General features: G+C 39.3%; 19 protein-coding genes. 5 read left to right on the top strand and 14 right to left on the bottom strand.

Going from position 1 to position 18,176, the window contains the following annotated elements:
* Positions 1-32: 32 nt before the first annotated feature.
* Complete coding sequence (gene dapA, locus AC27JR_RS00095) at positions 33-950, bottom strand: 4-hydroxy-tetrahydrodipicolinate synthase (protein ID WP_487172349.1); 918 nt, start codon at positions 948-950, stop codon at positions 33-35.
* A 172-nt stretch (positions 951-1,122) separates the two neighbouring features.
* Here dapA and AC27JR_RS00090 point away from each other — a divergent pair, with 172 nt between their 5' ends.
* Complete coding sequence (locus AC27JR_RS00090; protein WP_487172348.1) at positions 1,123-1,776, top strand: DUF6058 family natural product biosynthesis protein; 654 nt, start codon at positions 1,123-1,125, stop codon at positions 1,774-1,776.
* Between the two features lie 37 nt (positions 1,777-1,813).
* On the opposite strand, the gene AC27JR_RS00085 is transcribed toward AC27JR_RS00090, so the two are convergent.
* Together AC27JR_RS00085 and dkgB are read right to left on the bottom strand one after the other, a co-directional pair.
* Entirely contained in the window at positions 1,814-2,101 is a 288-nt protein-coding gene (locus AC27JR_RS00085) for a putative quinol monooxygenase (protein ID WP_487172347.1), read from the bottom strand.
* Positions 2,102-2,167: 66 nt separating this feature from the next.
* Complete coding sequence (gene dkgB, locus AC27JR_RS00080; RefSeq protein WP_487172346.1) at positions 2,168-2,983, bottom strand: 2,5-didehydrogluconate reductase DkgB; 816 nt, start codon at positions 2,981-2,983, stop codon at positions 2,168-2,170.
* 323 nt (positions 2,984-3,306) lie between these two features.
* On the opposite strand from dkgB, the gene AC27JR_RS00075 reads away from it, so the two are divergent.
* The gene (locus AC27JR_RS00075; protein WP_487172345.1) at positions 3,307-4,347 is read left to right on the top strand and encodes a metal-dependent hydrolase; all 1,041 of its coding nucleotides are present in this window, start codon (positions 3,307-3,309) and stop codon (positions 4,345-4,347) included.
* 342 nt (positions 4,348-4,689) lie between these two features.
* On the opposite strand, the gene AC27JR_RS00070 is transcribed toward AC27JR_RS00075, so the two are convergent.
* From AC27JR_RS00070 to AC27JR_RS00060, 3 genes are all read right to left on the bottom strand, one after another.
* Complete coding sequence (locus AC27JR_RS00070; RefSeq protein WP_487172344.1) at positions 4,690-5,598, bottom strand: GGDEF domain-containing protein; 909 nt, start codon at positions 5,596-5,598, stop codon at positions 4,690-4,692.
* Between the two features lie 4 nt (positions 5,599-5,602).
* A complete protein-coding gene (locus tag AC27JR_RS00065) occupies positions 5,603-6,409 on the bottom strand; it encodes an alpha/beta fold hydrolase (protein ID WP_487172343.1) in 807 nt (268 codons plus the stop codon).
* 278 nt (positions 6,410-6,687) lie between these two features.
* Positions 6,688-6,957: a hypothetical protein gene (locus AC27JR_RS00060; protein ID WP_487172342.1), complete on the bottom strand. Its 270-nt coding sequence runs from the start codon at positions 6,955-6,957 to the stop codon at positions 6,688-6,690.
* 231 nt (positions 6,958-7,188) lie between these two features.
* On the opposite strand from AC27JR_RS00060, the gene AC27JR_RS00055 reads away from it, so the two are divergent.
* The gene (locus tag AC27JR_RS00055) at positions 7,189-7,455 is read left to right on the top strand and encodes a type B 50S ribosomal protein L31 (protein ID WP_008463845.1); all 267 of its coding nucleotides are present in this window, start codon (positions 7,189-7,191) and stop codon (positions 7,453-7,455) included.
* A complete protein-coding gene (gene ykgO, locus AC27JR_RS00050) occupies positions 7,452-7,586 on the top strand; it encodes a type B 50S ribosomal protein L36 (protein WP_004586489.1) in 135 nt (44 codons plus the stop codon). The genes AC27JR_RS00055 and ykgO overlap by 4 nt, the downstream gene beginning before the upstream one ends.
* A gap of 50 nt (positions 7,587-7,636) precedes the next feature.
* Here the strand turns inward: ykgO and AC27JR_RS00045 are convergent, their stop codons facing one another.
* The gene (locus AC27JR_RS00045; RefSeq protein WP_008463841.1) at positions 7,637-8,023 is read right to left on the bottom strand and encodes an OsmC family protein; all 387 of its coding nucleotides are present in this window, start codon (positions 8,021-8,023) and stop codon (positions 7,637-7,639) included.
* 9 nt (positions 8,024-8,032) lie between these two features.
* Positions 8,033-8,422 carry a cytochrome b562 gene (locus tag AC27JR_RS00040; RefSeq protein WP_487172341.1) on the bottom strand — a complete coding sequence of 130 codons (390 nt, stop codon included), beginning with the start codon at positions 8,420-8,422 and terminating at the stop codon, positions 8,033-8,035.
* Between the two features lie 134 nt (positions 8,423-8,556).
* On the opposite strand from AC27JR_RS00040, the gene AC27JR_RS00035 reads away from it, so the two are divergent.
* The gene (locus tag AC27JR_RS00035; protein ID WP_487172340.1) at positions 8,557-9,639 is read left to right on the top strand and encodes an ABC transporter substrate-binding protein; all 1,083 of its coding nucleotides are present in this window, start codon (positions 8,557-8,559) and stop codon (positions 9,637-9,639) included.
* 76 nt (positions 9,640-9,715) lie between these two features.
* On the opposite strand, the gene AC27JR_RS00030 is transcribed toward AC27JR_RS00035, so the two are convergent.
* The 6 genes from AC27JR_RS00030 to AC27JR_RS00005 form a co-directional block, all read right to left on the bottom strand.
* On the bottom strand, positions 9,716-11,494 hold the full coding sequence (locus AC27JR_RS00030; protein WP_487172339.1) for an alpha-amylase family glycosyl hydrolase: 1,779 nt from the start codon (positions 11,492-11,494) through the stop codon (positions 9,716-9,718).
* A 25-nt stretch (positions 11,495-11,519) separates the two neighbouring features.
* Entirely contained in the window at positions 11,520-12,740 is a 1,221-nt protein-coding gene (locus tag AC27JR_RS00025) for a glycosyltransferase family protein (RefSeq protein ID WP_487172338.1), read from the bottom strand.
* On the bottom strand, positions 12,733-14,472 hold the full coding sequence (locus tag AC27JR_RS00020) for an HAD-IIB family hydrolase (protein WP_487172337.1): 1,740 nt from the start codon (positions 14,470-14,472) through the stop codon (positions 12,733-12,735). Before AC27JR_RS00020 ends, AC27JR_RS00025 begins: the two co-directional genes overlap by 8 nt.
* A gap of 148 nt (positions 14,473-14,620) precedes the next feature.
* Positions 14,621-15,859: a uracil-xanthine permease family protein gene (locus AC27JR_RS00015; RefSeq protein WP_487172336.1), complete on the bottom strand. Its 1,239-nt coding sequence runs from the start codon at positions 15,857-15,859 to the stop codon at positions 14,621-14,623.
* Between the two features lie 9 nt (positions 15,860-15,868).
* Positions 15,869-16,501, bottom strand: coding sequence for a uracil phosphoribosyltransferase (gene upp, locus AC27JR_RS00010; protein WP_008466150.1), 633 nt, complete (start codon positions 16,499-16,501; stop codon positions 15,869-15,871).
* A 133-nt stretch (positions 16,502-16,634) separates the two neighbouring features.
* Entirely contained in the window at positions 16,635-17,597 is a 963-nt protein-coding gene (locus AC27JR_RS00005) for a protein kinase family protein (RefSeq protein ID WP_487172335.1), read from the bottom strand.
* Positions 17,598-18,176 lie beyond the last annotated feature (579 nt).

The raw sequence follows: 18,176 nt of genomic DNA, 5'->3' as shown, positions 1-18,176 counted from the left end.
AAAATTTAGTAATTAATAAATAGTCTAACAGTTTAAGATAAAATCAAAACCTTACTAATATCCACACACTGCGCTCGGCTACCGACAAAATCTTGCTCATTAAGCTGATTAATTAGCGTTTCACCTTGCTGCTGCTGCTCATCGTTAAGCGGCACGTAAGGCATTCTAAACACTGGGTTAACCGCGCCGGTCATCATCATCGCGGTGTTAATCGCAATTGGGTTTGGCTCGCAAAATAACCAGTTCATTAATGGTTGTAATGAATTATTAAGCGCATCATTTTTGCTATCCATTAATTGGCGAAACAAACCTGGGATCAGGTTAGACGTAACTGAAATAACACCATGTGCTTTATGGATATGGCGTGCATCGTGTGCTTCGTCATCATTACCAGACCAACACGCAATACCTTGTTGTTCATAGTGCGCTATACGCTCATTGCCACCACATTCTTTAACACCAATAAAGTGCTCATGCTGTGCTAGTGGTTCAATAATATCAGGGGTGAGGTCTTGACCTGTGCGCCCTGCTACGTTGTAAATAAACGCCGGACCAATATCAAGCACACGTTTAAAGTGTTCTTTAACACCGGCAATTGATGTGCGCCCGTAGTAAGGGTTAATTTGCAACGAGGCATGCATGCCGCTGGCAAAACCATATTTAGTTGCCTTAATTGCTTCGCGCGTATTATTACTTCCGGTGTTACCTACAATCAGTAATTTATCACCAAATTTATTGGCACTGTGCGCAATTAGCATTAAGTGCTCTTCCCAGTTCATTAACTGGCCTTCACCGGTGGTGCCACCAACAACTATACCGTCAACACCCGCTGCAATTTGTATTTCAACGAGTTCATCATACTTCGCAAGATCGATTTCACCATTGGCTAAGTAAGGTGTTTTAATTGCAGTAATAAGGCTTGCTTGTTTAATTTGTTCTAGGGTGCGCATAAAAAAATCATTGTTATTAATACTTGGCCTATTTGTACCATATTTAATGCGCTATTTGCAGTGATAGCCAATATTTAATTATAAAATGGCTTGTGTTATTGAGTTTGATGATACAAAATAAATAACTGTATAAATAAACAGTATTTTATTTTTTACTATTAAGCGAGCCACTATGCGTTTATCTGACTATTTAAGCACTCACTTTTATCACACTGATGAGTTATGCCAAGCACTCAACATAAACACTGAAACCCTTGAAAACTGGCAAGCGCAAAGCATTTTTCCTAAGCCGAGTTATTGCATTAAAAACCAGATGAGTTGCAGCTCTTATTCAGGCTTGTATGAGTGTGAAGAATACGACGATTACTATCCCCGTGGCTGCGTAAACTGGGGACAAGGAGTTATAAAGCAAAAAATTGAGTCATCTAATCAGGCGTTTAATTTGTTTGCTCAGCACTATTCCCAATGTTTGGCTAAGCTTGCACAGCAAGGCTTTATATTTAACGAGGAACTGTTTGGCTGTGAAATAGAAGAACATTTACAACAAGTGTGGCAACAGTTTTTATGCAGCAAATATGGGGTGCTTACCCAAAATGGCTTAATTGATGAAATTGTTGCTGTGGATATTGGCAGATTATTAGTAGACGATATAACCGAACTGCGCAGCAAAGCCAGTTTAGATAAGGATGAGCGCACCCGCATTCACCCTGCCATGAAGCTTTTAAATAAAGCGCTAAGCCATGGCGCCGATCACGAAAAGCAACTCACATTACGAAGCCGCTATATTGATGCCCTTATTTTAAAATACGATTTATCGATTAAATAAAGGTTACAACTCCTACTTGGCTATTAGCTTTGTGCTGTTAACCAATGGTTTTATACACATCAATATTGATAGAGGTAATAAATGCACCTACAGCATCACCAAAGGCTTTAAAGTGAGGTGCGTTTTTATGGGCTTCGAAATGCTCAGTAGACGCCCATTGCTCACTCACTAAATAGGTGGTTTGCTCAGCATCGTTTTTAACTGATAGCTCGTAACGCAGGCAGCCTACTTCTTGCCGCGAATACTGTTGTAAGTTTTCGAGCTCGGTTAAAAGGCGCTCTGCATCGCTATTTTCGCTCGATAGTGTGGCAATTACCGTTAACATGGGTGTTCCTTGTTTAAAAAATAAAGGTGCAGCTTTACTGCACCTGTTTTAGCTTTAGCTCTTTGGTTATTGATCCCACTGCGGTGCAAAGTCTGGCGATGCTTGGCGGTCGTTACAGTCAAGGCCATCTATACGCGCTATGTCTTCATCATCAAGTTTAACTTTGTCGTTAAAGTTATCTTCTAAGTTTTTACGCTTGGTCGATGATGGAATGGTGGTCATGCCATTGGCATGTTCCCATGCAATAACCACTTGCGCTGGCGTTGCATCGTGCTTGTTAGCAATATCAATAATGGTTTGATCTGTTAATACCTTACCCACAACAAATGGCATATAGGCGGTAACATGAATTTTATGTTGATCGCAAAAAGCGCGCAGTTTAGTGTTAGTTAAATAAGGATGAACCTCAATTTGGTTAGTGAATATTTCGCGAGGATCTAAGGTTTGCATTGCCTCATTTAAGTTAGCAATGGTGAAGTTAGATACACCAATATGTTTAGTTAAACCCAGCTTTTTAGTCAACAGCAGCTCGGTTAAGTATTCACTCATGGGCTCATTATTTACCGGTGCTGGCCAGTGGATTAATAATAAGTCTACATAATCAAGCTGTAGCTTCTCTAAAGATGTTTTAACACTGTCAACAAAATCAGCTTTGTTGAGCTTGTTATTCCATACTTTGGTGGTTATAAATAATTCTTCACGAGGAATATTGCTGTCTTTAATTGCTTGGCCAACTTGCTCTTCATTGCCATATATTTGCGCGGTATCAATGTGGCGAAATCCAACTTCTAACGCCATTTTTACTGATTCATACGCTGTTTTACCTTCTAAACGAAAAGTACCCATACCTAAATCTGGCATTTCAATTACACGTTGTGTCATAGCTTTATCCTTGTTTCATAATAGGTTTAAAATTCAAACGATGTGTTTACTAAATACACCTATTACTTTTTTGATTTAAAATTTTGACCTCATGTGAATACTGAGGTCATTCATTTTTATTTCAAGACTAACCTATATGAGTACGGCTTTATTTATGCAAAACTGCATACTTTTTGATTATATGTAAGTAAGGAAAAATTTATAAATTAGGGTGTTTATTACATCAATTTTAAAAGTAACTTAATGAAATAAAATATAACAATGACGGTTTTCAGATTAATATCAGTATAAACACTGCAGTTTTATTATTTAGATGAGGTAGTATGGACTCTTTAACACAAATCGCATTAGGCAGTGCCGTAGGCTACGCGGTACTGGGCAATAAAGTAGGTCGAAAAGCCGTGGCGTGGGGCGCTATTTTAGGCACTTTACCCGATCTAGATGTATTTTTACCCTATGGCGGTAGTGTAGAGGCATTTACCTATCATCGCGGTTTTAGCCATTCTTTATTTGTGCATTTATTAATAAGCCCGCTGATTGTGTGGCTAATATTAAAAATACACACAGGCATGCAGGCCTATAAAGTTCGTTGGTTTTGGTTGGTGTTTTTGTGCTTATCAACACATGCTTTATTAGATTCACTCACCGTTTATGGTACTCAGCTAATGTGGCCCTTAAGTGAATACCCTTTTGCGGTATCCAGCATGTTTATTATTGACCCCCTTTACACCTTGCCGTTATTAATTGGCTTAGCTTTTACTTTATTACCTAAAATAAGCACAAGTAGAGCCTATAAAATCAATGCAATTACACTTAGCCTAAGCACAGCCTATTTATGCCTTGCCTTTGTGTTTAAACTCAATATTGACGACACAGTAAAAACAGCACTGAACAATCGCGATATTGACGCAACCGGCTATATTAGTACGCCTGCCCCGCTCACTACTTTACTTTGGCGTGTAGTGGTGATGTCTGACGGTCACTACTACGAGGGTTACGCCTCCGTGTTTGACTCGCCCAGTGATGTAACCTTAAATGCCTACAATACAACACCGTCTTTAATTAAGCCTATTGACAACCAATGGGGCATACAAAGGCTACAATGGTTTACAAAAGGGTTTTATTCTATTCGCCAGCAAACCGATAACGTGATTTTGTCAGATTTAAGAATGGGTATGGAATGCCAATATGTATTTAACTTTGTGGTAGGTGAGCAAGCTGACTCGGGTATTAAAGTGGGTAGTTTTGAGCGACTCTCTCAGCGCCCTAGTTTTAGTAATGCCGGTAATATTTGGCAGCGAATTTGGCAACCTGAAGTCTCGCTGGCATCTCCATTGGCTAAAAATAACTGCTCGTTGCCATAATTAAGGGTTAAGCAAGCACTGCCTGTAAAAAGAGCCAAACAACATTGTTGCTTAATCACTCGAATAGGGTCTGTTGACCTTTCAAGGTTATATTTGCAGCAGTCTGTTTGGTATTTAGGCAAGGCAGAGCCTATGTAGTGTGGTTATTCCCCATAAATAAGCGATAACGCAGCATCAATGCCAAACAGGGGCTGCCCGAAGGGTTCTGCCTAGGGGCAATTTACTCTTTGTTGCTCGGTTTTTACTTAGCCCACTAGGTTACAAACCTCGCGTCGCGATTAAACCGCCCCTAGTTTGAACAAATTTTAATCCGCAAAGGTCAACAGACCCTAGTAACATGAATTAAGAATGCATGTAAGTGGTGTTTTTGCCGTTTGCCTTAGCCTGATAAACAGCGTTATCAGCATGCTTAAACAGCTCAGTAAACGTGCTGTTACTATCACTCATACATGCACCAATACTGACTGTTAGCCCTTCACTGCCCACTTTAATTTCAGCAATTAATTGGTGTAGTCTTTGGCAAAATATTAAGGTATCTGCGCTATGGGTGTCGGGTAACATAATTAAAAACTCTTCCCCACCATAACGCGCAACTAAATCAGTTTGTCTGCTTATTTTTTTAAGACATTGGCCTAGCTCTTTTAGCACCCTGTCGCCCTGTAAATGCCCATAGGTATCGTTGATCTGTTTAAAATCATCAATATCAATCACTAATAGTGCAACTGAGCGATGTGTTCTTTTTGCTTGTTCGAGTAATAAAACACTGCGGTAATCCATTTCACGTCGATTTAATAGCGATGTTAGTTCATCGGTAGACGCTAAAGATTGCAAGCGCTCAGTTTGTGCTTCTAGCTTTTCCCGTGTGTTTATCAGCTCATCGTAGAGCTTATCTCGCTGCGTAGCATTAAAAAAGCTCCAGTATATATACCCTTTTTCATCAAGCTGTGCATTAACGGTAACTGCAATCCGCTCCCCTTGAGCACTGAGCATAATTAACTGCATTTCTTGGCATTGCTTTTCGTGCAGTAAGGTAGGAAGCACATAGCTTTGTAAAAATATTTTTGAAGATTTAGTTAAAATTTTATCAATATACTTACCCAGTAACTCATTACAATGCCAGTGTAATTCCTTTTTAAAATAAGCATTTACATAAACAATCACGCTATCCGCATTGGTCACCAATGCGCCATTTAAAAAGTAATCAGCAGAGAAATCCGCAACCTTATTATTATCTAATTGATACAGTGGCATACGGCTAACTCACAAAATCAATAATCGAACGGCCGACTGTTTCTGGATGAGTCATATGAATACAATGACCATGTGCGCTTATAACTTGGAGCGTCGCGTTAGGTATTTCATTTGCGACAAATTCGCCTACAGATGGCGCGGCTAAAGCATCGTGTTCACTTTGTAAAACTAATGATGGCTGTTTTATATGTTTAAGCGTAGCGCGATAATCAGATAAAAAAGTGGCTTCTGCAAAGTTTTTTGCAATCAGAGGATCGGTTGAACAAAAGCTTCCCGATAGTTCCGCTATAAATTCATCAGGATGAGAACTCCCCATAACCAAAGGCGCTAAGTAATTGGCCCATCCAATGTAATTTTTATTCATTAGGTTAAGTAGCTCGTGCAAATCTTGTTTTTCAAACCCGCCAAAATAATCTGGGGGTAAATTTAAAAAACACGGTGAGGGGCAAACCATAACAAGCTGAGCAAATAACTCTGGCTGCTCAATGGCAGCAAGTGCACCAATTGTTGCGCTAACAGAGTGACCAATAAAAGTCACACCGCTAAGATCAAGTGCGCCACATATCTCAAGTACATCTTTGGCATAGCCATCAAGGGTTGAATAACGCTTTTTGTTGTATTGAGAAATATCAGACTTACCAGAGCCTACATAATCAAACAGCACTAAAGTAAAATGTTGCTCAAGCACTGGAGTAACAAACCGCCACATATTTTGGTCACAACCAAATCCGTGAGCCAAAACCAAGGTTTTATCACCCTTGCCAATTATTTTGACGTTGTTTCTTTTGCGTATTTCATTTAAGTATGGCACTGGAAGGATCCTTTTCTTTGTTCACCTAATAAACGTAGTGTATTTATTAAACATAGTGAGAGCTACTGTTTATATAAATGAGTTTAACTTAATATAAAGCTATATACATCAATTAGTTAAATGAAAAATAATCAAGAGAAAAAGTACATACTATTGTATTAAAAAAATGTGATTTTATACTTTACTTAGGCATAAAAACACACACTTTTGTTAACATTAAATTACATCCTTGGCAGCCTGCATCAGCTTAAATAAAATGGCTATTGCAACCCAATAGGTTAGTTTTGGTGCTCGTACTGCCCACGATACACTTCAAATACTTTTAATACGGTGTGTTGTTCTTTTGAAAGTGAGTCAAACCAATCGTCAAATAATTCATCATCTTCTTGTTCGCTTAATGCTAAATAATGAGCAAGTAATTCAATGATATCGTTATGAGAACATGCGAGTGGGTCAACTTGCTTAGCCAATATACTATGATCGCGCTCCCTAAGAGTGTCCATAACTCCTTGGTCGATTTGGTCCTGTTTCGTTTGAGCGTCACTCATAAACTACCTCTATTCTACGTGATTAAATTTTTATTGTTTTTTTGCTGAGACTAGTTATAGCAGTCTAAATACTAATAGCCAGTACTTTTGATCTAAGTGCTTATTTTTTGACTAGATTGTGCAAATACGCAGCAATTACGCTGCGTTTAAGGCTATTTAAAATGATTTGCAAAGGGAAAATAAATACGTTAAATTAAATGATATACTATCACATAACATTAAAGGCATTTTATGAAGCCCAATATTCACCCTGATTACCATGTGGTTGCTTTTCATGATACTGCAGCTGATTCTTACTTTATTATTGGTTCAACCATTAAAACCAATCGCACCATAGAAATTGAGGGTAAAACATACCCTTATGTTCCTATTGATGTCTCAAGTGACTCACATCCATTTTATACAGGCAAACAAAAAACGCTCGCTACTGATGGACGCGTTGCGCAATTTAATCGTCGGTTTAAAAACCTCTCTACAGCTAAAAAGGAAAGCAAATGAAAGTTTTAAGTTCATTAAAAAGTGCAAAACAACGACCAGGTTGTCAAATTGTAAAGCGCAAAGGGCGAGTATTCGTGATATGTAAAGATAACCCTAGATTTAAAGCTGTGCAGGGTATGAAGAAAAAGTAGTAAGATAAAATAATGCCGAGTTTATACTCGGCATTATTATTAGGGTCTGTTTATTTAACTACAACAGAAAACTCAGGCACTGCTTGAATAACCTTTTTCACGGTACATGTATTCACCGCAGCAATCAGCGCTTTTTTATATTTAGCTGGGAAACCTTCTGGCAAGCCAATTTCGATTGAAAAAAGCTTCTTACCGTTTTCATCTACATTTTCGTTATTTTGTGTCAGTGTCATCCCTTCAGTCGAGATCTCTCTTTGCTGACAAAATTTACGCGCATAAAAACCAGCACACAACACCATGCTTACTAAAAAATAGTCAAACGGTTCTGGATGTTCTGCATCACCACCAGCGTTTATGCTTTGATCGCTTATAACTTCATGCTCACCAAACTTAGCACTTAACTTTTGACCATCTAACATTGAAACCGAAATTTCCATTACTAATCCTTATTTTCCAAACAATAATTCAAAAAAGCCTGGAGGCTCGTGTAATTTGTGATATTTTTTGCGTAAATTATCAATTGCTTTAAGTGGTTTTTTTGCCGCCTCAAGCCCCTGCTCGTTCGCTGCTTTTTTGGCTAACTCGGCTTGAATCAGCACCTTATCTAGCCCCTGCACCGACTTTTCTGCTTCTTTATAAAATTTGGCTTGCTTACTTTGCTCTATCAATTCAATAAACTCATCGATAGCGCCATTAAATTCTGCTAACTGGGTTGCTTCAACACTTTGTTTATAAGCAAGCCCAATGTTTTTCATGGTCTTTTCTAAGTCGCTCATTTCATTAGCGGCAACTGTTTGGCTAAATATTAATACCATTAACAACAAAACTGCTTTCATTAATACATCCTAAAAAATAATTGCTGCATACATGCTAAACTTAGTGGGGTATTATATAGCATAACGCCTAGATGTCACCAAGGAGCACTTTAGCAAGGATAAAATTGAGCTTTGAAAAGTTTATAGAGAAATGTATGTCCTTTTTTAAATTATACCGCCTACTAACTATTACCTGCCTACTATTAGTTAGTTATAATGCTCATGCTCTAGAGATCAGATTTATTAATCCTGGTTTTTCAGACTCTGTTGATTCAAAAAATAACAACACCGGAAATTTTTGGTTTGATGTTTCTAAAATCATGCAAAGTGCAGCCACTGATTTAGATGTGACATTAACAATAAAATACGCCAACCGAAATCATATTTTAATGAAAGAGCTGATCCAGCAGGCTATAAATGACAAACCCGATTACCTGATCCTCGTAAACGAAAAAAATGTTACCAGTAAATACCTCTCTATAATAGACAGTAAACATGTCCCTATTTACTTTTTATTAAATCGCCCCTCGCCTGCGTCAGTTGATAAGTTACGCAAAAATGGCACTAATATAGTCGGTAGTATTACCCCAAATAATCGCGTTGCAGGCAAATTATTAATGCAAGAGCTTTATAATACGTTTTCTAAAAAAACAACAACACAAGCACATACCCTAGCGTTATTAGGCGATTATGCAACGCCTGCTTCTATTATGCGTACCCAAGGGTTAATGGACTTTTTAACGCAAACACCGCAAGTTACGTTAATCGCTAAAGAGGTTGCCAATTGGTCTGAGCAAGAAGGGTTTAGAAAAACCTTAGCGTATATGCAGCAAGCCCCTGAAATTAACATTATTTGGTGTGCGAATGACGCCATTGCGTTTGGCGCAAAAAGGGCATTAAAGCAACTAAACAAGCAATCGCAAGTTATTGTGGGTGGTATTAACTGGGAGGCTCCACCTAATAATAGTTCAGAGCTTGATGTATCTATTGGAGGCCATGTGTTGTTAGGCGCTTATGCCCTAGTTAATTTGTTCGACAACCATACTCAACCACAACATAGCCCTTTGCTTCATCGTACAGCTGATATTTTTGATCCGCTTAACGCTGCGAACATCCCGTTATATAAGGCGATAAATACAACTGGGCTGGCTGAAATAGACTTTATGCAATTTAGTAAAACACGCGCTGACTGGCATGAATTTACTATAGAGAATTTACTGTTAGCGCTTGAGAGGTAGTACTGTAAAGCCCCTTTACAGTACTGTTCCCTTATTTAAAACTCTGAACGCATTTTGCCTACCATAATAAATGTCCCTATGCCTTATTGGATAACCAAAGCGTTTGATAGGGTGCTAACAGCATGGTTTGTTGGGATTCATCAAGTGTTGTTTTAGAAATTAGCTCAACCCATTGCTGGGTATTTATTAAGTTTAAATCGGCTAATGTTAAGCTTTGTGGCTCACTGCTGATATTATAAACACAAAAAATACTTTGTTGGCGGTCTATACTTTGTCGCCAAAAACCAAATAACCCCTCTCCTAAGTGCAAAGTAAATTGTGTGGCATTAGGATGGAATGCAGCTTGCCTTTTACGCACTGCTAATAATTGTTTTATTCCCTTGAACACCTGGTGATGATGGCTGTATTTTCCTTCAATTGCCGCTAATAATTTTGACTCTTGCCAGCGATGACGATTAATTGCACGATTGTGCTGCGAATTTTCAAAGCGCTCATAGTCATTAGTGGTGCCAAGTAAACTGTGTATATATAGCCCTGGAATTCCTTCCATTGCAAACATAATGGCATGAGCACACAAAAAACGCTCGAGGGCATATTTATCTGCGCCATTATGCGTCCCTTGTAAGGCATCAAACAAGGCAATATTTAGCTCATAGGGGGTATGTGTACCATCGTGACTGGTGCGCATTGAAACACGACCCCCAAATTGCATGGTCGTACTTACTAACGAAGCAACTTCACTCGGTTGTAATAACCCTTCAATTGGCCTCAAACCAATGCCATCATGAGAGGCAATAAAATTAAAATATGCGGTACCGTTTTGCGCTGGCGGCATGCTCATCATCCAGTGCTTAAGCGCGGTACTATCGCCGCTAAGTAAGGTATGCAATAACAACGGCGGCAAGGCAAAGTTGTAAATTGCATGGGCTTCGTTGGCATTACCAAAGTACGATAGGTTTTCTTGATTAGGAATATTGGTCTCGGTAATAATCACCACACTGGGCTCGGCATGCTCAATCAGCGTTCGCAGTAAACGCACCACTTCATGGGTTTGCGGTAAGTTTATACAACTGGTATTGAGTTGTTTCCATAAAAATGCCACGGCATCAAGGCGAAACAAGCGAATACCGTTATCTAAATAATGGCGAATAATACCAACAAACTCTTTTAATACCTCAGGGTTTTCAAAATTAAAATCCACCTGATCATGACTAAATGTACACCATACATGCTTATCACCGCTTGCTGTGGCTACCGTATGTAATAATGGCGAGGTTCGTGGGCGCACGACTTGGCTTAAATCGTCAGTTAAACTAGCTGTTTTAAAATAGTCTTTCCCTGGGTGTGTATCGGTTAAAAAGTTTTCAAACCAAAGACTTCGGCTAGAACAATGATTAATAACTAAATCAGCCATTAACTTTACATCGTTGGCAATGGCGTTAATATCTTGCCAATCGCCCAGCGCTTCATTAACTTGCGCATAGTTCATTACCGCAAACCCTTCATCTGAGCTATACGGATAAAAGGGTAAAATATGCAGTGCATTAAGCTGGTGATCGCACTGCTCTTTAATAAAGCGATGCAAGGTTTTTAACGGTGCCTCTAAGGGGGTCCCAACTGCTAACTCACTGTCTTCATGATTTATTATAGAATCGCCATAGGTAATTAACACAATATCTTGTTCATCCCAGCGGTTAGTGTGCGGCGTGGGATCGCGAAGTGGGTTATCACCTAAAATTAAGGTGATTAATTCCTCAGCCAATTCGCTTACTGCTATCGGTAATTCAACCCCTTGATAAATAGCATGTAAATGTTGTTCGACTCGTTGAAAAAACTGTTCCCTAACTATGTCCACAGGCGCCTCGTTTAAGTATACCAATTTAACTGTATTGTTCGTTATCAAGCTCAACGGCTTCTTTTAATCGATCTAGTACATCGGGCATCGCCGAAGCTACACGGTTCCAACTCGGCACAAATGGCGCTTCCATTGGGTTTTCTAAAAAGTGTTGGCCAGCATTCATAATATTTTGTGCAAACATTTCTACCGCTTTTTCTTCTTGGTGAATATCAAGTGTTAAGCCGTTCATTAACGCATCATTATGATAGGTTTCAATAAAGTCTAAACCAATTCGGTAATATGTCGCTTTTAATGAGCGAATGGTTTCGCTGGTAAAGGTAACCCCCTGGGTCGCTAGCTTTCTAAATAACGCTTTGGTTATATCAATCGACATTTTAGAAAGGCCAGCTGTTTGGTCGTCCAACGATAATTCTTGGTGTTTATGATCGTAGTTATCGGCAATATCAACTTGGCACAAGCGGTTATGAGAATAATTACGATACATCTCGCTTAATACGCCAATTTCTAATCCCCAGTCACTAGGAATACGAACATCGTTTAATACATCGCGTCTAAATGAAAATTCACCGGCTAATGGGTAGCGAAACGAGTCCATATACTCAAGGTAATCACGGCTGCCTAAAATGGTTTTAAACGAGCGCAATAACGGAGTAACCAGTAAACGCGATACTCGACCATTTATTTTTCCATTGGCGGTTCGCGGGTAAAAGCCTTTACAAAATTCATAGTTAAATCGAGGATGTGCAACGGGATAAATTAATCGCGCTAATAAGCCTCGGTCATAAGTTAAAATATCGCAATCATGTAGTGCTATTGACTCAACCTCCGCGGTAGCGAGTTTATAGCCCATGCAATACCACACATTACGGCCTTTACCGAGCTCACGTGGCGCCACACCTAAAGCTTGAAGCTCTTTATCGAGCGCCTGCAAACGTGGGCCATCGTTCCACAACACTTTATGGTTTTGATCAAGCGATTTAAAAAAGTTCAATGCATAGCGATACTGGCTTTCGTCGGCTCTGTCTAAGCCTATAGTTATTTGCGATAAATACGGTACTTGTTGCAGCTCTTTAACAATATTTTGTAAAGCAGGGCCTTCTAACTCACTAAATAATGAAGGCAATATAAGCCCCATTGGTCGCTGTTTACTAAAGCCAAGTAACTCTTTTTCTAAATCATCTACGGGTCTATTGGCAATGTTATGTAGTGTTGTAATAATGCCATTTTGATAAAAATCAGCCATGTAAACTATACTCCTCAGAACTGGGTAAAATACTGTTAATACAAGGTAGTGCTGTAATTTCTTCAACCCAGCCTAGCGGTGCCGGCAATTGAGAATAGCGCGCTTTGTTATAGGTTAATTTAACTGGCTTTTTACTCTCTGGATTGGTAATGATGATGGCGATATCAGCCTCTTCGAGCATTTGCTTATCGTTTTCACTATCCCCTAGCGCAATAATGCTCAGCGCTTTAGTAAACTGCGTATTAAACTGCTGCACTAACCATTGCTGAGCCATGCTTTTATCGGTATTTTTTCCAATGTGAACAAAGCGCCCGCCTACTTTAACCTCGTAGCCATATACTGATAGCGCATTGATAAATTCATTTAGTTGCTGCTCATCGCCATGCCAGTAGAGCGGATCTGAGTATTGACGGGTTTGTGCTTGCGTTGCTTGTAGCTGGTTTAATCCTGTCATTTTCATTACCTGCTCACTGGTAAGCTCACTAAACAAACTATATTGGTCGCCGTAGTCTTTTTTTAAATGTGTTAAATCAGCCCATAAATTGCTAATGGGTGCAGCAAACGAGTAACACCAGTAGCCTTTATACTCACTGCAGCCAATTGGCCTGAGATTAAAATAATTTTTAGGAATATAAACAGCCGAGCCATTTTCAACAATGAATGGCTGTGAAATATTAAGCGCTTGTTGTAGTGCCACCACTTCACTAAATGTTTTACTGGTATTAAATACCACCGGCACACCGCTGTATTGCAGCTCTTGTAATAAGGTATCTACCGCATCGGTGTTGTAATCTCTGTGATTGAGTAATGTGCCATCTAAATCGGTAAAAATAATAGGTTGTACAATACTATCGCTCGTAAGCACCATTGCGGTTACATCACGATTACTATCAAGCTCTATAAGTGCATTTGCTTTAGCACTAAGGGTGTTGAGGTTTTCACGCGTGATGCGTTCAAAATGAGAAATAAACCACAATAACTGCTCATCAGTCATAGTGCCTGCGCCCTGCCCTTGTTTGGCAATTAACTTGTGTTCTTGCTCTTGGCGCCACGCAAACACATCATCAAAACTCGGGGCTTTGAGCATAATTGTGTAATCGATTTTATCAAAAACGGTTTTATATTCATTGGCTAAACAGCTGTTAATACAGCGACGCCATAACCCTTGTTGATCGTATGATTTTTCTAGCTCGTTAATAGGCTCAACTAAAGTAAAAGGCTGCTGTGGTTCACTGGCTACACACCACCCTTCTAAAATAACAACATCGATCGGCTGACTATTAGTTAACCATTTGTTTTTTGCTACAGGTTCATCTTGTTGCTTATCAAAACGCGGCAGCGGTACATTTACTTCTGCATTTAATAAACGACTAACGGTGTTATCCATCAACGCAACATCATGTGTACCCGGTACGCCTCTAGTGGCGAATAAACAATGCACATCTTGCGCTAACTGTTGGCGTTGTTGAGTTGATAAATAAAAGTCATCAATAGAAAGCGCAACACAGTTTAGGTGGGTATTTTGGCTAAACCAAGTCACTAAATAGTCGCCAAGCGTGGTTTTTCCTGAGCCTTGGCAGCCATTAATTGCGACAAATATAGGGGCTGTTTTTTTACTAGTTAGAATGTCCTGTGCAATAGCAGAAAAATACTGCTCGCTAATATACTGATATTTCAACGGCAGTTGGTGTTTTACTAAAAAAGCATTTATATCCACACTCTTGGTCTCCATATAACAATCCCTGAGTCAACTATAGGGTATGACTAAGGAAATGCAGTTACTAGACCAATATTATTTATTGTTACTTTTTAGTAGGTTAAAAAAAAAGCGCATTTAAAATGCGCTTTTTTGGTGCAATATTTTTAGCCACAGTGCAAACTTAACTCTGGTCGCTCTGTGCTTTGGGTAATACTAAGTTTAATACTATGCCTAAAATAGCACATAAGCTCACACCTTCTAGGCTGAACTCACTACTACCTATGTACATACCACCAATACCACAAATTAAAATAAGTGCCACAATACTTAAATTACGCGGTTCACTTAAGTCATCGCCCGATTTAACTAAGGTGTTTAAACCAATAACCGCAATAGAGCCAAATAATAAAATCATTATGCCACCCATCACAGGCACCGGAATGGTTTGCAAACCAGCGCCCATTTTAGCAACAAATGCTAAGCAAATTGCGATAATGGCAGTCCACATCATTACTTTAGGGTTAAAGTTTTTAGTGAGCATTACCGCACCGGTTACCTCTGAGTAAGTGGTATTAGGTGGGCCGCCAAATAAAGATGCGGCAGACGTGGCTAAACCATCACCAAATAAAGTGCGATGGAGCCCTGGTTTTTTCAAATAGTCTTTTTTTGTAACTTGGCTAATTGCCATCATATCGCCAATGTGTTCAATAGCAGGCGCAATTGCCACCGGCACCATAAATAATATGGCTTGCCATTTAAACTCTGGTAACACAAAGTTTGGCACAGCTAACCACTGTGCATTACTTACGGCTTCAAATTGCACTATACCCATAAATAACGATAGCGTGTAACCGGCAACAACACCGGCTAAAATAGGTATTAATTTAAATACCCCTTTACCCCACACGGCAAACACTAAAGTAACGAGCAATGAGAACATAGAGATAATAATAGCGCTGTCGTAGGCAATAATTTGTGTGCCACCATCGCCACTTTTACCCATGGCCATATTAACCGCCGCAGGCGCGAGCGCTAGACCAATCACCATAATGACTGGGCCTACCACAATTGGCGGCAAAATTTTATGTAAGGTTTTTGTGCCTTTAAACTTCACTAATAAACTTAATAGCATATAAGTAAAGCCCGCCGCCATTAACCCCCCCATAGTGGCGGGTATACCCCACATTTGTACTGAGGCAATAATGGGTGCAATAAACGCAAATGACGACGCTAAAAAAATAGGCACTTGGCCTTTAGTCACAAATTGAAACAACAAAGTACCAAAACCTGCGGTAAACAGGGCTACACTAGGATCTAGGCCAGTTAATATTGGCACTAATACTAACGCACCAAATGCAACAAACAGCATTTGGGCACCGGTTAAAATGGTTTTTATAGAAAATGTAGAATTATTTTGCACTGCTAACCCTTAGTAAACCGTACCAAAAATTTTGTCACCTGCATCGCCAAGCCCTGGGATAATGTAACCTTTTTCATTTAAATGGCTATCAACTGAGGCAGTAAAAATCTCAATATCAGGGTGAGCGGCTAATGTTTTTTCAACGCCCTCAGGTGCAGCAACCAGTACGATTACTTTAATTTCTTTACAGCCCGCTTTTTTAAGCATATCAATGGTGGCGATCATAGAACCACCAGTAGCCAGCATTGGGTCAATCACTAAGCTTAAACGCTCATCAATATTACCCACTAGTTTTTCAAAGTAGGGGACTGGCTCAAGAGTTTCTTCGTTACGCTCTAAACCCACTACACTCACTTTAGCCGCTGGGAGTAACGACATTACGCCATCCATCATACCAAGGCCCGCACGTAAAATTGGCACCACAGTAATTTTTTTACCCTTAATGTGCTCAACTTTAAGTTTATTACCGTCCCAACCTGTAATTTCGTTATCTTCTAATTCTAGATTTTTAGTGGCTTCGTAAGTTAATAAGGTGCCCACTTCTGAACACAACTCGCGAAAACTTTTCGTGCTAATTCCATGCGCGCGCATTAAACCTAACTTATGTTGAACAAGGGGATGAGAAATAACGTGAATAGCCATAGTAATAAACCTAGTGATAAAAAATTTGACGTATTTTATATTAAAACAGGCCGTTTGACTGTTAATTTTAGCCTTGATTTCATAGTTCGTGCCAAAATATTTAATTTAGCCACAACTATAAAGATTTTTGTGTTTATGAGTTGTTACTGGCTAACCAATTATTTACCTGAGCGTGCATGTAGCTGTTAACTTTTTTGTGCTCGGGGCTCCACCCAAGTAAAAACCGATAAAAGTCTGCCCACGCCACTGGCCATAAATGAGCCCATTGTGTAACAACATCATCAGCATTAATGTGCGGTTGATAGTCACTCAGAGCTTGCTTCAATTGGCTAAAATAATAATCAAGGTAGTTCTGTGCGTATGTATGAAGCTCAGAATCATCCATACAGCTGGTCATAAAATACATTACATCAATCACCCCAATACCCGCTCCAACATATTGAAAATCGTAACCGAGAATATGCCCTTGGCTATTAGCGGCAAAGTTAGCAAGCTTGGCATCACCATGAATCAAGGTTTTATAATCACACTGCTTTAACGCGCTGTTTAACAGTGATGCAGCCTGTTTAATATCGGACTTTTCAGGTAAATTATTATATTCATCTGGCCGTGTATCTAAATGCCAATAACTTCCTTGCTGCCATAAGCCATCAAACTTTGCATTTAAATGAAAGGCATTTAAATGAAAAGCATGAAAATGTGCCAACCACTTTAATATCGATTTTATATTCTCGGTAGTTGCTTGGCTGTACCCCTGCTTTGAAAAATCTTTAAACACCAAGGCAAACTCATCGCCCTTGTTGATTGCTTTAATGCATTCAATACTGGCCGCTTGCTTAGGCAATTTATGGCTAAATTGCTGATAAAACGTATATTCAACGTGGTAAGAGTCACGCTTTCTATTAAGTGCAAAGTTGCTTTGTTTAATTTTAGGGTGATTAATGTGATCGGGTACTTTAATCGCTTTAATAACACAGGCTTGCTCATCAAGTTGGCACTTCACAATTTGACCACAGCCACTCCAAAGCGAGGTTAGGGTTTCGCCAATGGCTATACGCTCAAAATGCGGGGTAAGTAACGGAAGATAAAAAGACATAGCCAAATTAGGTTGCTAAATTTTAGTTAGTTTAACATTAGACGGGGTTTTAAATAAAAGGTCTTAATAAAAACGCCCTTCGCGCGCAACAAGCAATACAGTGATAATATCGCTTATCAGCCAACTGACTTGACGCTTTCTTGCAATTGCCATGACACACCCTGCTTGTTATTTATATTACATAAAGCATGGTTTGAAAGCATTGAAAGTACAAAATTTAAGATGGGTGTCTGTTTAAGTTTAACGTCTGTTTAAGTTTAACGAAATAAGTAAAGTCTGCTCTGTTACTAGAAATAGTAATAACCAACGACAAAATTGTCAGGAACAATTTTGAACAGCGAAGCTGATTCACGAAAGGCAGGACGCCTGTAGTCATATCAGCAAGATAACCGACGACATTACTTGCTTCATCCTATGTATTAACTCGCTCTAATTCGAGCTGAAGTAATTATGGCTTAAAAAGTTAGGCAAGGATCAGTGCGTTTAACTTGACAGTGGAAGTCATACCAACGCCTCGTTAAGAGGCAAATAATATGTTGGTTAAAATAAGCGACGTAGGAGCAAAGCCAACTGTTATTT

It is taken from the genome of Pseudoalteromonas sp. NH0006-26 (assembly GCF_057552415.1).
This window is presented reverse-complemented; position numbering and strand designations above follow the sequence as displayed.

Excerpts from the sequence above, each read along its gene's own strand:
- AC27JR_RS00040 (WP_487172341.1), bottom strand. The coding sequence starts at position 8,422 with ATGAAAGCAGTTTTGTTGTTAATGGTATTAATATTTAGCCAAACAGTT.
- AC27JR_RS00025 (WP_487172338.1), bottom strand. The coding sequence starts at position 12,740 with ATGGCTGATTTTTATCAAAATGGCATTATTACAACACTACATAACATT.
- AC27JR_RS00060 (WP_487172342.1), bottom strand. The coding sequence starts at position 6,957 with ATGAGTGACGCTCAAACGAAACAGGACCAAATCGACCAAGGAGTTATG.
- AC27JR_RS00090 (WP_487172348.1), top strand. The coding sequence starts at position 1,123 with ATGCGTTTATCTGACTATTTAAGCACTCACTTTTATCACACTGATGAG.
- AC27JR_RS00005 (WP_487172335.1), bottom strand. The coding sequence starts at position 17,597 with ATGTCTTTTTATCTTCCGTTACTTACCCCGCATTTTGAGCGTATAGCC.
- dapA (WP_487172349.1), bottom strand. The coding sequence starts at position 950 with ATGCGCACCCTAGAACAAATTAAACAAGCAAGCCTTATTACTGCAATT.
- AC27JR_RS00035 (WP_487172340.1), top strand. The coding sequence starts at position 8,557 with ATGTCCTTTTTTAAATTATACCGCCTACTAACTATTACCTGCCTACTA.
- AC27JR_RS00045 (WP_008463841.1), bottom strand. The coding sequence starts at position 8,023 with ATGGAAATTTCGGTTTCAATGTTAGATGGTCAAAAGTTAAGTGCTAAG.
- upp (WP_008466150.1), bottom strand. The coding sequence starts at position 16,501 with ATGGCTATTCACGTTATTTCTCATCCCCTTGTTCAACATAAGTTAGGT.
- AC27JR_RS00055 (WP_008463845.1), top strand. The coding sequence starts at position 7,189 with ATGAAGCCCAATATTCACCCTGATTACCATGTGGTTGCTTTTCATGAT.
- AC27JR_RS00020 (WP_487172337.1), bottom strand. The coding sequence starts at position 14,472 with ATGGAGACCAAGAGTGTGGATATAAATGCTTTTTTAGTAAAACACCAA.
- AC27JR_RS00085 (WP_487172347.1), bottom strand. The coding sequence starts at position 2,101 with ATGTTAACGGTAATTGCCACACTATCGAGCGAAAATAGCGATGCAGAG.
- AC27JR_RS00070 (WP_487172344.1), bottom strand. The coding sequence starts at position 5,598 with ATGCCACTGTATCAATTAGATAATAATAAGGTTGCGGATTTCTCTGCT.
- AC27JR_RS00075 (WP_487172345.1), top strand. The coding sequence starts at position 3,307 with ATGGACTCTTTAACACAAATCGCATTAGGCAGTGCCGTAGGCTACGCG.
- dkgB (WP_487172346.1), bottom strand. The coding sequence starts at position 2,983 with ATGACACAACGTGTAATTGAAATGCCAGATTTAGGTATGGGTACTTTT.
- ykgO (WP_004586489.1), top strand. The coding sequence starts at position 7,452 with ATGAAAGTTTTAAGTTCATTAAAAAGTGCAAAACAACGACCAGGTTGT.